This window comes from Bacillus sp. FSL P2-0069, from assembly GCF_038593315.1.
Lineage (GTDB): Bacteria > Bacillota > Bacilli > Bacillales > Bacillaceae > Bacillus > Bacillus safensis.
In genome coordinates this window covers 681,783-696,142 of sequence record NZ_CP151984.1, presented here as the reverse complement: position 1 = coordinate 696,142, position 14,360 = coordinate 681,783, and the positions used below count along the sequence as shown (strand labels likewise).

15 protein-coding genes and 1 pseudogene are annotated in these 14,360 nt (G+C 40.4%); 5 read left to right on the top strand and 11 right to left on the bottom strand.

Annotated features, from left to right (window positions below):
• Positions 1-24: 24 nt before the first annotated feature.
• A complete protein-coding gene (locus NSQ34_RS03445; RefSeq protein WP_268456697.1) occupies positions 25-504 on the bottom strand; it encodes a YbaK/EbsC family protein in 480 nt (159 codons plus the stop codon).
• A gap of 145 nt (positions 505-649) precedes the next feature.
• On the opposite strand from NSQ34_RS03445, the gene NSQ34_RS03440 reads away from it, so the two are divergent.
• On the top strand, positions 650-1,849 hold the full coding sequence (locus NSQ34_RS03440) for an MFS transporter (RefSeq protein WP_268456699.1): 1,200 nt from the start codon (positions 650-652) through the stop codon (positions 1,847-1,849).
• Between the two features lie 17 nt (positions 1,850-1,866).
• Here NSQ34_RS03440 and NSQ34_RS03435 read toward each other — a convergent pair whose 3' ends face one another.
• Positions 1,867-2,598, bottom strand: coding sequence for a MurR/RpiR family transcriptional regulator (locus NSQ34_RS03435; protein ID WP_034282778.1), 732 nt, complete (start codon positions 2,596-2,598; stop codon positions 1,867-1,869).
• Between the two features lie 197 nt (positions 2,599-2,795).
• On the opposite strand from NSQ34_RS03435, the gene NSQ34_RS03430 reads away from it, so the two are divergent.
• Complete coding sequence (locus tag NSQ34_RS03430) at positions 2,796-4,124, top strand: 6-phospho-beta-glucosidase (protein ID WP_024424565.1); 1,329 nt, start codon at positions 2,796-2,798, stop codon at positions 4,122-4,124.
• Between the two features lie 34 nt (positions 4,125-4,158).
• Here NSQ34_RS03430 and NSQ34_RS03425 read toward each other — a convergent pair whose 3' ends face one another.
• Complete coding sequence (locus NSQ34_RS03425) at positions 4,159-4,806, bottom strand: DUF3885 domain-containing protein (protein ID WP_268456703.1); 648 nt, start codon at positions 4,804-4,806, stop codon at positions 4,159-4,161.
• A gap of 113 nt (positions 4,807-4,919) precedes the next feature.
• On the opposite strand from NSQ34_RS03425, the gene NSQ34_RS03420 reads away from it, so the two are divergent.
• On the top strand, positions 4,920-5,126 hold the full coding sequence (locus NSQ34_RS03420) for a hypothetical protein (protein WP_144485790.1): 207 nt from the start codon (positions 4,920-4,922) through the stop codon (positions 5,124-5,126).
• A 10-nt stretch (positions 5,127-5,136) separates the two neighbouring features.
• On the opposite strand, the gene NSQ34_RS03415 is transcribed toward NSQ34_RS03420, so the two are convergent.
• A complete protein-coding gene (locus tag NSQ34_RS03415; protein ID WP_342501039.1) occupies positions 5,137-6,048 on the bottom strand; it encodes an NAD(P)/FAD-dependent oxidoreductase in 912 nt (303 codons plus the stop codon).
• A 66-nt stretch (positions 6,049-6,114) separates the two neighbouring features.
• Positions 6,115-6,552: an Rrf2 family transcriptional regulator gene (locus NSQ34_RS03410; protein WP_061110512.1), complete on the bottom strand. Its 438-nt coding sequence runs from the start codon at positions 6,550-6,552 to the stop codon at positions 6,115-6,117.
• Positions 6,553-6,736: 184 nt separating this feature from the next.
• Here NSQ34_RS03410 and NSQ34_RS03405 point away from each other — a divergent pair, with 184 nt between their 5' ends.
• Positions 6,737-7,108, top strand: coding sequence for a hypothetical protein (locus tag NSQ34_RS03405; RefSeq protein WP_176966835.1), 372 nt, complete (start codon positions 6,737-6,739; stop codon positions 7,106-7,108).
• Between the two features lie 113 nt (positions 7,109-7,221).
• Here NSQ34_RS03405 and NSQ34_RS03400 read toward each other — a convergent pair whose 3' ends face one another.
• Together NSQ34_RS03400 and NSQ34_RS03395 are read right to left on the bottom strand one after the other, a co-directional pair.
• Positions 7,222-8,547, bottom strand: a complete 1,326-nt coding sequence (locus NSQ34_RS03400) for a 6-phospho-alpha-glucosidase (protein ID WP_034282791.1) — start codon at positions 8,545-8,547, stop codon at positions 7,222-7,224.
• 17 nt (positions 8,548-8,564) lie between these two features.
• Entirely contained in the window at positions 8,565-10,154 is a 1,590-nt protein-coding gene (locus NSQ34_RS03395) for an alpha-glucoside-specific PTS transporter subunit IIBC (protein WP_254001600.1), read from the bottom strand.
• A gap of 148 nt (positions 10,155-10,302) precedes the next feature.
• On the opposite strand from NSQ34_RS03395, the gene NSQ34_RS03390 reads away from it, so the two are divergent.
• On the top strand, positions 10,303-11,067 hold the full coding sequence (locus tag NSQ34_RS03390; protein ID WP_254001599.1) for a MurR/RpiR family transcriptional regulator: 765 nt from the start codon (positions 10,303-10,305) through the stop codon (positions 11,065-11,067).
• Between the two features lie 134 nt (positions 11,068-11,201).
• Here NSQ34_RS03390 and NSQ34_RS03385 read toward each other — a convergent pair.
• The 4 genes and pseudogenes from NSQ34_RS03385 to NSQ34_RS03370 all read right to left on the bottom strand — a co-directional run.
• Positions 11,202-11,651 (bottom strand): annotated as a pseudogene (locus NSQ34_RS03385) (SMI1/KNR4 family protein); the annotation flags it as partial.
• A 109-nt stretch (positions 11,652-11,760) separates the two neighbouring features.
• A complete protein-coding gene (locus tag NSQ34_RS03380) occupies positions 11,761-12,735 on the bottom strand; it encodes a tRNA-dihydrouridine synthase (RefSeq protein WP_017366774.1) in 975 nt (324 codons plus the stop codon).
• Between the two features lie 403 nt (positions 12,736-13,138).
• The gene (locus NSQ34_RS03375) at positions 13,139-13,768 is read right to left on the bottom strand and encodes a tetratricopeptide repeat protein (RefSeq protein ID WP_240491093.1); all 630 of its coding nucleotides are present in this window, start codon (positions 13,766-13,768) and stop codon (positions 13,139-13,141) included.
• A 123-nt stretch (positions 13,769-13,891) separates the two neighbouring features.
• Positions 13,892-14,266: a hypothetical protein gene (locus tag NSQ34_RS03370; protein WP_254001598.1), complete on the bottom strand. Its 375-nt coding sequence runs from the start codon at positions 14,264-14,266 to the stop codon at positions 13,892-13,894.
• Positions 14,267-14,360 lie beyond the last annotated feature (94 nt).

Genomic DNA, 14,360 nt, shown 5'->3' with positions numbered 1-14,360 from the left:
GCTTCTGAAACAGGCACTTTTTTTCTATTCGGCTGGCTGCACGATGTCAAACGGTACAGCTTTTGAGGATTTCACTAATTGTTCTGGGGTGATGAGGATTTCATTTCCCCATTCGCCTGCTCCAACACCTAATATCTCCTCTTCTAATAACGAAGCCTCAATAATGGTGCGGAATCCTTCTGGCTGCCAGCAAAACGGCGGAATCGAGCCAATTCGATAGCCCGTCACTTCAAGAACCTTCTCCGGTGAAGCCATTTTAATATTACGGGAGCCGGCGGCTTTCTTTAGTTTCCCTGACTTAATATGCTGATCAGCGCCAACCATCACAAGCAGCTGCTCTCCTTCTCCTGTTTCAAAAATCAATGTTTTAATCATTTGTCTTTCACGAAAACCAAGAGCTGCCGCTACATTTGCTGCTCCCTTCTCTGTTTCGGCAGAAAATGTTTTGATCTCATATGGGATCTCGTGTTTGTCCAAAAAGTCATGAGCCGGTAATTTTTTCAATCGATTGAACCCCTTTCCTTACAATGTCCTTCATTTAGCTTATCACAATCTTCTCATCCTTAAGATGTATTTTTCAATGGAAAGCCTATGGACCCTTTATCACCATGCTATACTAAACTTGTTTTTGAAAAGGAGCCGATTTGATATGGGAAACAAGTTTTGGTGTTATACAAGCAGTAAAAGCCTTCTCATGCTGAGTGATATTTTATTTGTGATGACGATCACGTTTGTCATTTATCAAGATACACAATCTGTTGCCTATGCAGCTGTATTTCCGCTGATTAGAACGATATGCCAGCTATTGGCTGGGCTCTTCTCTCCTGTTTTAACCGATTACTTTCAAGCTGGCCGGCTATTGAAATGGGTCCCGCTTTTACGTCTTGGGATGCTCATCGTGTTTACAGCCCAATTTCATTTCTTTCAGCAGCATATAATCTGGCTGTTTAGTGCGCTCATTTTGATTTCCCTCACAGGCGGGTTCATCAGTCCTTTAATGCAGGCCATCATGCCGATGCTTGTGCCAGCAAATCAGCTTGTGAAAGCGAACAGTACAGCGTCGATATTTCATCAAACGATTCAAATCGCCGGCTATTCGTTCACTGGAATGCTCGTCCTGTTGATCGGTCCATTTTATTTAATGTGGATGACTTGTGTCATGATTGTATTGTCTTATCTATTATTCATCCCTGTCTTTCCTCTTCTCAAGCAAGAAGAGACGGTTCGAAAGGCAAATAAGATGAACAGCTTCAAAGATGGATGGACGATCATTTGGAGAAATAAAACGGTGCGCACCCTGACCTTTATGGATGTTTGTGAAAATATTGCGGGTGCTGTGTGGATCGGAGCAATTACGCTTGCTTTTGTCACACATGATTTAAAGCAAGGTGAGGAATGGTGGGGATTTATCAATGCCGCTTATTATACAGGTGCCATCATAGGCGGGCTCTTAGCTGCATGGATGAGTCAGTTTATCCAAAAACAGCTTCTCCTCTTTATGGCAGCTGGTTCATTCATTTATGCAGTGCTGACCATTGTCTATTCACTGAACAGCCTCCCGTGGCTTGCTTTGGTGCTTTGTATTTTGATGGGGCCTGCTTATCAAATCCGAGATGTTTCGCAGCAAACCATTCTTCAAACGGAAACGCCAGTACGTGATTTATCAAAGGTGTATTCGGCTCACTACGTCCTTTCTTCAGTATCGGTCGGTTTGTCTATTTTCTTTGTTGGATTGATTGCAGATGTATACGGGGCGAGGTCTGTGTATTTGCTAGGCGGTCTGTTTGTGCTCGTCTGTTCCGGCATTGCCATCCTTGCTTTTATGAAGCAGAAAAAAGAGAGCAGCTGATGTATGCAGCGGCTCTTTTACTTTTCTTTTAACATCGCAAACATGTCACGGGCCATGGCTTCTAAAATATACACAACTGGCGTCTGTGTGGTGATATTGGCTCTGTGGACCCGTTCATCTGTGACGTAGTAGGCAATATTTAAATCTGAAATGCGCGAAATCGTGCAGTGCTGGTTATTCGTAATACTAATGATTGTGCTGCCTTCTCTTTTTAACTTCGAAATATGATCAATCGTAATACTGTTCTCCCCTGATACAGACAGCACAATGGTGACACTATTGTCTAAATACTGCATATTCATCGGGAAAAACGGATCGTTGATGTAAAATGAAAATTTCTCAAGACTTGAAAAGTACCTCGCTCCATACTGCGCCAAAATGCCAGAACTGCCAGTCCCAATAAACAGCACATTTTTTGCCTCAGCAATGAGCTTTGCTGCCTCCTTAATTTTCCCCTCAAAGTCCCCCTTTAATGTTCGTTCAATAAATTCATATAGAAAGTGCTGTGTGCTTTTTAAAGAAGGTGTCTGCTCTGATTCTAAATACATTTTGAGCTTCACTTTAAACTCTGAAAATCCATCACAATTTACTTTTCGGCAAAAGCGAAGGACAGACGAGGTGGATATATGTGCAGCATCTGCAAGGTCTCGAATTCTCATGTACACGACCTTTTCACTGTTTTCCATGATATATCGGTATAAAGCGCTTTCTAGTTCATTAAAGCTGGAAATGACCTCACTTGAAAACATCTGACTTCCCCTTTCTCCAACAACATGTCACAATGTGTTTCTTTTATGTAACAAATCTCTAAATAGGGCACCCTTGCCTAAAGACGCTGAAGTCATTTACGCACGCGATGCTCTCACGATAAGCTATTGATGTACACAATAAAAAAGACTTTTCTCTATTATAACATTGCGCGTTACATTATTCGGAGGTGCAGAGCATGGCAAAAGGATTAAAGGTTGTCACAATTGGCGGAGGATCAAGCTATACACCAGAGCTTGTAGAAGGATTTATTAAACGATACGATGAATTTCCGATTAGTGAGCTTTGGCTCGTTGATATTGAAGCGGGAAAAGAAAAGCTTGAGATCGTCGGAAATCTTGCAAAACGCATGGTCAAAAAAGCAGGGCTCCCAATCGAGGTTCATTTAACATTAGATCGCAGGAAAGCACTTGTAGATGCTGATTTTGTCACAACACAATTCCGTGTCGGACTTCTTGAAGCACGTATGAAGGATGAACGCATTCCTTTAAAATATGATGTCATTGGTCAAGAAACAAATGGTCCAGGAGGTCTATTCAAAGGACTTCGCACCATTCCTGTCATTCTTGATATTGTCAAAGATATTGAAGAGCTTTGCCCGAATGCATGGCTTGTGAATTTCACAAATCCAGCTGGTATGGTTACTGAAGCCGTTCTTCGTTATTCAAACCATCGTAAAGTCGTTGGTTTATGTAACGTGCCGATCGGCATTCGCATGGGAATCGCCAAAGGGCTTGGTGTCGACGCAAGCAGAGTCGAAGTCAGCTTTGCAGGATTAAACCATATGGTCTTTGGACTCAATGTATTCTTAGATGGCAAAAGCATCATGGATCAAGTCATCGAAGACATGGCTGATCCAAACTCCAGCATGTCGATGAACAACATTCAAGCGATTCCGTGGGATGCTGATTTCTTAAAAGGGCTTGGCGTCATTCCTTGTCCGTATCACCGCTACTACTACAAAACAAGTGATATGCTGGCTGAGGAAAAGAAAGCAGCAGCAAATGAAGGAACTCGTGCTGAGGTCGTTCGCGCATTAGAAAATGATTTGTTCGAGCTTTACAAAGACCCTGATCTCGACATCAAGCCGCCACAGCTTGAAAAACGAGGCGGTGCCTACTACAGTGATGCGGCTTGTAACTTAATTGCATCCATTTATAACGACAAGCATGACATTCAGCCTGTAAACACCATTAATAATGGGGCTATTAGTGACATTCCAAATGATTCTGCGGTTGAACTCAACTGTGTTATCACAAAAGACGGTCCTAAACCAATTGCTGTTGGTGAAATGCCGGTCGCTGTCAAAGGACTCATTTCTCAAATTAAATCCTTTGAACGTGTAGCTGCTGAAGCAGCCGTGACAGGCGATTACAACACAGCTCTTGTCGCAATGACCATCAACCCGCTTGTCCCATCAGATGCCATTGCAAAAAGCATCCTAGATGAAATGCTAGAAGCACACAAAGAATATTTGCCGCAGTTCTTCAATAAAGTAGAAGCATAAAAAGAAGCCGCACTTGTCGAAAGTGCGGTTTTTCTTATTTCGCTGCAAACAGGCGGTCCATCTTAGGGCGATCATAGTCTAATAGCCATTGCTGTAAGCCTTCATAGACTGGTCTTAAACGCTCTGGATCTGCCGCAATGAGATCACAGCCTCGATCATCATATAAGTGAAATATCATTTTTTTCGAGAGATTCATTAGGTAAATTTCATAACCATGCTTCCCCTTCAAGATTTGATTCGGTGCATAGAAGTCTTCCTGGCAGATCGCATGGAGAAGCGGACGCAATCGAATGTCTTGCAGCTGGCATTTGAGTGTAAATCTCTCTATTGTCAGTGAATCTTCTATTTCTGGACGTACATAGGTCAAAAGCTCATGACGCAATCGGTAACGCATTTTCCGATTGACATATTTTTGATAAACCAAGAGCTGACGCTTCGTTAATTCATGTTCATGTTCTGTATACACATCCGTTACAAGCAGCATCTCGTCTTCTGGATCAAAAGCATATTTCACAATCTCTAAAGCACGATCCCCCGCTTTTTCTAATACAATCGATTCTTTTCCTAATGACCAATCTGCCAATTCAAACCGAAGCCCGATAGGCCACTCATAAAAAAGCGGCGGCGTGAGGATAAGATGAGGAAAATGACTTTTTAGAAACATATTTGTTTGACCACTCATTTGCTTTCCTTTCACTCGTTTTATTTTTCATTTTACCGTTGAAACATATAGGGAAACAATTGGAAATAAACTGTCATTTCTTATATGATAGAAAGAGATGGAGGTGTGACCTATTGAAAAAATCAAAATGGTTTTTACAGGTGTTCCTTACAGCACTGATCACCATGTGGATACAGGCTGGACTTGATCAGGCGAACATCATTCAGATCACCAATGTTTGGGTCGATGCCAGCAGCTGGCTCCTGATCTTCTTTGTTATTTACGCAATTTTTGAATGGACAGCTCACGTCTTAACAAAACGAAAAACCGCTCTCCGCTGAACATCTCTTTTCATAGAGATGTTTTTTCCTGAAACTCTTCTTGCACAAATTCATGAATGACGCCCATTCCTGCCTGGCTTCCAGCTGCTGCTGCAAGAACTAACTGAGCAGGGCCGCCTAAATTATCCCCACACGCAAAGACTCCACTAACGGTTGTACGTCCAAGAATATCTGTTTCAATCCCCGCATTCTTCGTCATTTGACAGCCAAGCTTTTCGGCAAATGGGGCTGACTGCTTGAATTCACTTGCGACAAAACCGCCTTCCCTATTCACTATCTCCCCATTCGCAAGCTGTAGAGAGCGCAGCTGCCCATTGTCATGATCAATCGACACAATTGGCACATCAATGACTTGAATAGAATGTGCCGTCAGAAGCGTCTTGTCTTCTTCAGCTAACATGTGCCCATTCGTAAACACGATCAAATCCTTTGTCCAATTGGAAAGAAGTTTAGCCATGTGCAAGGCTCGCTGATTCTCTGCAATGAGGGCAAGTGCTTTCTCCTTAAATTCCCATCCATCACAGAAAGGACAACTAAACAATGTTTTTCCGTACACATCATGAATTCCTTCGATCTCTGGCAGTATATCCTGCAATCCAGTTGCCAAAATGATTTTTTTCGCTTCGAATGCATCCCCCTCGTGTGTTAGTAACGTAAAGCTTTCCTCTTTCTTTTGTATATCAACAATTTGACTTCGTTTGATTTGGATATGAGGATATTTTTGAAGATCTGCCTCTCCGGCTTGTCTAATCTCAAATGGTGTCATTCCATCGTTTGTAATAAATCCATGTGATTCCTGCGTCACTCGATTTCTTGGCAGCTCATTATCAAATACAATGACCTGCTTTCTGCCTCTTCCTACAACAAGTGCTGCACTTAATCCGGCTGGCCCGCCTCCGATAATGGCACAATCTAATAACATATCAATCTCTCCTTTTTTTATTAAAGACTTTAAAGACTCTTAATATCTATAATTAGTTCAAAAAAATCACACGTTGAAAAATGGATTTTTTTCTGTTTGCTCAAGTTGGTTCGCAATATCAATTAACCGTTTTTGACTTAATGTCTCCTGCATTTTCGTTTCAACATCCTGCATAACTTGTTCAATCAAACAGCCATCATGAGGCATGAAGGAGTCATGCTCTAAAGAGCAGCGAAATAAATTCGTTTGTCCTTCTACAGCCTGAATGACATCTAAAAAAGAAATGTCTTCCTTTCGTTTAATAAGGGTGTATCCTCCCTTTGCACCAGGTGTTGATTCAATCAGTCCCGCCTTCACAAGCTTTGTTAAAATTTTGGATAGATAGGTTGGTGAAAGGTCTTGTATCTTAGCAAGAGGCTCAACGCCAATCGCTTTACCCTTTGGCGCAAGAGTTAAAAACACCATCGTATGCAGCGCATAGTTGGTTGCTTTAGAATATTTCATGAGGAAACTCCTTTCTATCTATTATAGACCTTTTATATCTGTAATTGATCATAGATGATTCAAGAGAAAAAAGCAAGAGTTGTGAATCTGCTCCACTTTTCATTCCACATTTCACATTTCCTTCCGATAATAGAAGTAAGCACGAAATAAAGTTTTGATTGAGAACGAGAAGGAGTGAAGAAAAATGTCAAATCAGCAGCACAATGCAGCACACGAAGAAGAAGAGGAATTTAACGTATACGACATGCTTCCGCCGGCAGGTACAATCATCGGAGAAGCAACAGAAGAAGAAATGGAAGCCGCAGCAGCACTTGAAGTGAGACACGTCGCGTTCATGCGCCTTCAAGATATGTTCATTCAATTTGATGGCTCGTCTTACAAAGACTTATTAAAAGACTTCCAAGAATTCGAATTGGATTCCACAAAATTCTGGAGAGCCATTGCTAGACGACTTCAAATCCCATACGAATGGCCAATCCGAATCGACCACGCTAACGGCCCTATTTATATTGGTGAAACAGAGGATAGCCGTGAGGTTGAGGAGAGCGCAGAGTAAGGAATGGCGGCCCCCTTTTGGTAAGGGGGCTTTTTGTCTCCATTACAATACATCGGTTAAAAAAACAAATAAGCAATATGAGCGCTGTCACGCCCATATTGCTTATTCTCGTGTTATGTTAACTCTGGCCAAAATGCTTGATTTGCCACAATTAAGTCGTCTAAAATATCTTTTGCTACTTTAGCACTTGGCACCGTTTTCGATAATGTGATGGCCTGCCATAGTTTTTGATAGGACCCTTCTTCAAATGCTTCTACTACTAATTTTTCTACGCCCACTTGCTGCTCCATGAGACTTTTTTGGAATCTAGGAATCTCTCCAACTACTAATTTTTCTGGACCGCTGCTGCCAACGATACAAGGAATTTCGACCATGGCTGTTGGATCAAAGTTCCTAATGGCGCCATTGTTCTCTACAATCATCAGCATCCGTTCTTTTTTATTAAAAGCAATAGCTCTTGCTAAATCAACAATATAAGAAGCGTGCTCATCAATGGTCAGCTTTGTTTCCTTTGCAGTTCCTTTATCAATGATGGCCTGACATTCACTAAAAACAAAAGCTTCCCGCCCCTCCATCACTTCATTGGCACGCGTGAACTCAATATTTGAATGTGCCACTTCTTCATCTGGAAATAGATAGTATTTCAAATACGTATTCGGTACCGTTTTTGGATCAAGTGCTTGAATATCTTTGGCCTTTTTTAATGTGCTGTTCCAGCTCTTCTGCTGTTCTAATTCAGATGTTCCATCTGTTGCATAACCATGCTGGGTTACATGCTTAATTACCTCAGGCATTAAGCTATTTCCAGCTTTATCTCGAATATCTGTCCACCAGCCAAAATGATTTAAACCATAGTAATCGACTTCTAGTTCTTTCCGCGAAGATAAGCCTAAATTTTTTGCAATTAATTCTTCGATACCAATTGGCATATCACATATGTTTAAAATCTTGGCATTCGGCCTTAGCTTACGTGTTGCCTCTGCTACTATCGCTGCAGGGTTCGAATAGTTTAACATCCAAGCTTCAGGTGAGTATTTTTCCATATAATCGACAAGTTCTAATACACCTGGAATGGACCGCATCCCGTAAGCTATTCCGCCTGGACCGCATGTTTCCTGTCCGACGACTCCATGCTTCAATGGAATTTTCTCATCTAATTCACGCATTGCATATTTGCCGACACGAATATGTGCCATCACAAAATCGACTTGAGTAAAGGCTTCTTCTGGGTCCGTGCTTGCCAGTAATCGTACTTCTGGTGCTCGTTCTTTTAACATAATCTCACATGCATCTGCAATCGTCTTTTGTCTAGCTTCATCATTATCATAGAGTTTAATTGTATGAATTGGGAACTCCTCTAGATAGTCTAACAGCATCAAAATGATTCCCGGTGTAAATGTACTTCCGCCTCCAGCGATCGTAATATTAAATTTTTTCATCATATCCAGCTCCTTTTTCAATCTAATGAAAGTTTTGTCTCAAAGGACTCTCTTACTTGCGGTACACTTAAGCCAACAATGATTTGAATGCTTTGACCACTTTTCGCCATGCCGTGTGCCAGTTTATTTTTTGTAAAGTAGTCCCTATCTTTCACCAAGCTAGGGTCAATCACTGTAATACGCAGACGCGTGGCACAGTTTGTCACATCTTTAATGTTTTCTTTACCGCCAAGGCCTTCTAAGAAATAAACCGCTTTCTCTTCATACTCAGACGCATAAACGGGCGCTTCCTTTCGGTCATGACCTTTTTTATGAGCATTCTCATAATCTTGTTTTGTATATAGCCTCGTCTCCTCCTCGTGTTTTCGTCCTGGTAATGGAATATCAAATTTCACAATCATCCATCTAAAGATGACAAAATACACTGCTGTAAAGAGAAGTCCAATCATCGCTTGGATCAGATAAGTCCCTCCATGATTTGAAGAGAGCGGAATCCAGTTCAATGCAGCTATTTCAATAAGCCCGGAACCCATCATTCCAACAACACCAAACATATTCATAATTGTCACCATGGTCGCACCAAGAAGTGCATGTATCACAAATAAATAAGGCGCGAGAAATAGGAATGTAAATTCAAGCGGTTCTGTAATTCCGGCAAATATGGCTGTTAATGTGGCCGGTAATACCAATGCCAAAACCTTTTTTCTGTTTTCTTTCGGTGTAGAAAAATACATGGCTAAAGCTATCCCTAAACAGCCGAACATCTTAATATTCCCATGCAATAAAAATCCGTATGGATAAAGATCCTTCAAATCGGAAGTGGAGGACGCAAATTCATTTAAGTGAGCAATCCAATATGGTTTTAACCCCCCATTTACAGCCGCTGGACCAAACTCAAAAGGTGTATAAATAAAATGGTGAAGTCCTGTTGGAATTAACACCCTTTCCAAGAAATGAAACAGCCAGACACCAATATAACCAGACTGTGCCATGAACCCTTGGAGAGATTGAATCCCCTGCTGAACATAGGGCCATACAAAAGCAACGATAAAAGCAATAGGAATCATCACAAAGAATCCGATGATGACAACAAATACAAGCCCCTGAAAAATCCCGAGCATCTCAGGCAGCTTTTGATCATAAAAACGATTATGAATCCAAATGACGATTCCAGATATCATCACCGCACCAATGATACTTGTATCCAGCGTAGGTATACCCGCAATTTCTTTTACTCCCGCTACGTTCTCGACACCTTGCGATAAATCAACGCCAAAAGTAGACGGCCAAAGTGTCAAAATACCATGAATATAATTGTTAAATACGAGATAAATCATCAAAGCTGCGAGCGTCGCACGTGCTTGCGCTTTTTTTGCAAGTGAGATGGGCAATCCAATCACAAAGGCCAGCTCCATATGATTGAAAATCGTCCATCCTCCGCTTTCAATCAGTGACCAAACCTTGTACCACATCGTACCTTCTGCAGCCATTTCCCCCATAATCGCTGGATTCTTACATAAAGTCGCGAGGCCGACAACAATACCAAAAAACGCGAATAAAAGTACAGGAACTACCATAGCACTGCCAAACCGCTTGATTGCATTCATAAGCATAACCCCTTTGCTTGATCCATAACACCACTGTAAAGGTAGCGCTTACAAAAACCAATAGGTTTGACGTATTTAGAAATCAAGTTGTAACATTAGATTATATTTTCACAGGAAGAAAATATTTTCATGTTGGAGGGCACATCGCATGATACTGGACAAGCTGGTAAATGAATACTTCGAAGATTTAAATAAGAATGACCTGCACATTATTAAAACGATCCATGATCATCTTGAAGAAATGAAGACAATGAAAATTCAGGACCTTGCCCGTTTTGCTCATACTTCCATCTCATCCATCCATCGGCTTGCCAAAAAAATAGGGTTCGACGGCTACAGTGACTTAAAGTCTTATGTGAAATTAAATGCTTTCACTGAAGAGACAACACAGGATTTAATGAAGCTGCTCGATCAAGATATCCAGCAGACAAGAAAATATATGGAGCAGCTGGACTTTCATCAATTAAATCAACTGATTGATCGTGCACCGTATATTTATATTTATGGTACAGGAACTGCACAGCTCGATTTGGCCAATGATGTACAGAGGCAGCTATGGTCACTGCATAAAAAATCTCAAGTATTACGAAGCAAGCGAGACTTAACAGATGGAATCATTGAATTTGGTGAGGATGACCTTTTATTTATCATTTCTTTATCGGGTGAATCGAAGAATTTAGATGAAATCATTCAATTGGTGAAAACAAGACATATCAAATTTATCAGCATGACCACTTTAAGGAATAACCTCCTTGCACAAAATGCCATGTTTAACATCTATGTAAGCAGCACCCCGTTTCTCTTATATAACAAAGTAGACAACTCCAGCTTTCTGCCATTTTACATTGTGGCAGATATTATCGTCAGGAAATTTAGTGAGTGGAAATCGAACCAATTGAATAATAAGACTTAAACATAACAGATACAGTTTTGGAGAGAGATTCAATGTTGCTTCGCAAAAAAAGAGAGACTCTTTTGTCTCTCTCAAAAAATACTGTATAACAACGGTTTTAATGAAATATATCTATTTGCGGCTGCCTTTTCCTATTCAGCAGTATAATGCCCAGCAAGCAGTTCATCAAACGAATCCGCTAATTTAAAATCCGTCTCATCTTCTAGATCAAAGTAGTGAATCGGTGGATCTTCCTTCGTTTCTCTATAATCCAATGCAATCCACGTATGACCATCCCCACAAATGAGCACAAGTCCCTCAGGCAATTCCCATTCTTCTATTAAATAATCACTATCCATAATACCTTCATCTTTGGCAATTCCTCTTAAATGATCAAATGACACATGATCCTCTGCCCATCCATTCGGCTGATCCGTTGGAAAAGCATTATGCAATGTATACCCGCCATTTTGTTCGAGAATCAGTTGCTTATATGTATCCGGCAGGATGACGCCTAGCTTCTTTTCCGCTTTTGCAATGCCTTTCTCATTGATTTTCTTAAATGTTTCTTCGCTTTCTCTATCTTTATCCCAAAATGGTTTCAAATAAAATACCTCCAATTGTTATTTCTATCTCATTTTACCATTTAAGAGAACTAGTTTAATAGTCCTATTTAATAAAAAAGAGAAGGGTTCCCCCTCCTCCTCTTGTTGGTCATGATTGTTCTTGATTTCTCGCTTCAAATTCATCCAGCATTGCACGCACTTCATCTGTTGATGATGTGTTCATTAATTGATTTCTCAAGAAACTCGCTCCTCTGAATCCTTTCACATAAATCTTAAAGAAGCGGTGCAGTGCCTTGAATGGACGCAAACCTAGTGATGAGTATTGATCATGGAGATCAAGATGTAATCTTAAAAGACCGAGCAGTTCATCACTTGTATGCTCCTTTGGCTCTTTTTCAAAAGCAAATGGGTTATGGAAAATCCCGCGCCCAATCATCACGCCGTCCACTCCATACTGTTCAGCGAGCTTTAAGCCTGTTTGACGATCAGGAATATCACCATTGATTGTCAAAAGAGTATCAGGTGCTACTTCATCACGAAGTTTTTTGATCTCAGGAATGAGCTCCCAATGCGCATCCACCTGGCTCATTTCCTTTCTTGTGCGAAGGTGGATCGATAAATTCACAATGTCTTGCTCCAAAATGTGTCTAAGCCACCCGCGCCATTCATCGACTTCAGTAAAACCAAGTCTTGTTTTGACGCTGACAGGTAATCCCCCAGCTTTTGCCGCTTGAATCAGCTCTGCGGCAACGTCTGGGCGAAGAATCAAGCCGCTGCCCTTCCCGTTTTGCGTAACATTTGGGACAGGACAGCCCATATTAATATCAAGCCCCTGAAATCCTAACTCCGCCATTCCAATGCTCATCTGTCTAAAGTTCTCAGGCTTGTCTCCCCAAATATGAGCAACAATCGGCTGCTCATCCTCTGTAAACGTTAAACGCCCCTTCACACTTTGAATACCATCAGGGTGGCAATAGCTCTCACTGTTCGTAAACTCTGTAAAAAACACATCCGGTCTCGCCGCCTCACTCACAACATGACGAAACACAACATCTGTCACTTCTTCCATTGGTGCTAATATAAAAAATGGCCGCGGTAAATCACGCCAGAAATTTTTACTCATCTTTCATCCAATTCCTCTCATGACATAGCACCTAAAGGGCATGTCCTTCTATAAAGTCTTTCAGCAATTTTTATCATTATATACTTTTGTAAGGATTCAACGCAAAAGGAGTATAAAATGAACAAAAAACTATCAACACTTTATAAAATATCAAAAATTTGAGGAGACGTAAACGCCGTTCAAAAGCTACTTCTGGGAAACGTGTCACGCGACGGGCAGCAGGAACAGCATCCGGCAAACTAATGAAAAGATATTCAAATAAAAAAGCCCTATGCAGGGGCTTTTTAAATTGTAATTGCCTTTTCTGTTACATGATAAGTGTTAGAAGTAATGATTTTATCAAGTGACCAACCGGCAGCGAATAACACAGAAAAAATTGTTAAACTGATAAATAACTTTTTCATCATAACGCCTCCGCCATTTTTAGTATTTGTTGTTGTGCTTTAATGGTCTTTTTTAGATATTCTCTATTCAATTCAAAATTCCCTTTTTGATAATGATAATCTGCGAGTTTTTCTGATAACTCCGCTACATCTTGCCACAAACTTTTGCTTTCTAAATAACTGAGGCTTTCATTTACCTCCGATTCATTATATTCTTCAAAAAGCGCATAAATGATTTTTAATTTAGCTATATATTCTTGATCGTCTGCAAAATTAGCTCTATTTAAGCCAATGGTGAAATATTGGTTTCCTCTATCTTTTTTATCTTGTTCGTAGAATACCCAGGACAACATATAAAGTGTTCTAATTCCCGAGATCGTTTCGGCATGTTCTTTTATTTGAATTGAATTTAGAAATTCATTTTCTGCGGTTTCAATTTCTCCGGCTCTTTTTTTCACTAAACCTAAATTATGATGTATTACACCAATAATCCGTTGGGATGTTTCCTCATTAAGCTCTTGAGCCATGCTCAAGGCTTCCCTATAATAAGATTCTGCCTCATCTAAGCGGTATAAGTCGTACATATTCGCTCCAAATTTGATATTACAACCGACTACTTTTGCTTTGTAAAACTCGCTTGTTGAATACATTTCTTTTGCTTTTTCCAAATGGTTTAACGATACGAAATGTTGATCAATGCGATAATATGCATCAGCTAGTTTGTAATGAAATTCGGCTCTTTCTATATCATCGGGAACATTCTTTAAATGTTCTTAAGCAGCCTTGTAAAAATTTATAGCAGCAACATAATTTTTTTGGTGGAATTCGTGCATACCTCTAAAGAAGTTTGAATAGTAGTCAAGCGTTCCTTTGACGTGGGGCTGTTTGTTCTCTATTTCTCTGAGTAAATCGGGTAAAGTGGGGCGTTGTTGATTCATTTCAATAGGCACAAGACTTTCAAGCATGAGTCGATGCCTAAACTCCATTAATTGATAATATAGCAGTAAATCTTGATCCTCTTCCATGTTCTCTATTTCTCTTTCAACCTGTTCTTTTAAAATCTCTGCATCCGGCACGCTAAATGTCCTTATAAATCTATACCAATCATTTATCAATATACCAACTTGAGAAGAAAAAATTTTCTCCACTCCTACCATCTCCTTTCTTGCTATTCCCTATAATGACATATATTATCATTTTCGAAATATTTCCACACCGAAAAGAAACCGCAATTTTTCCATA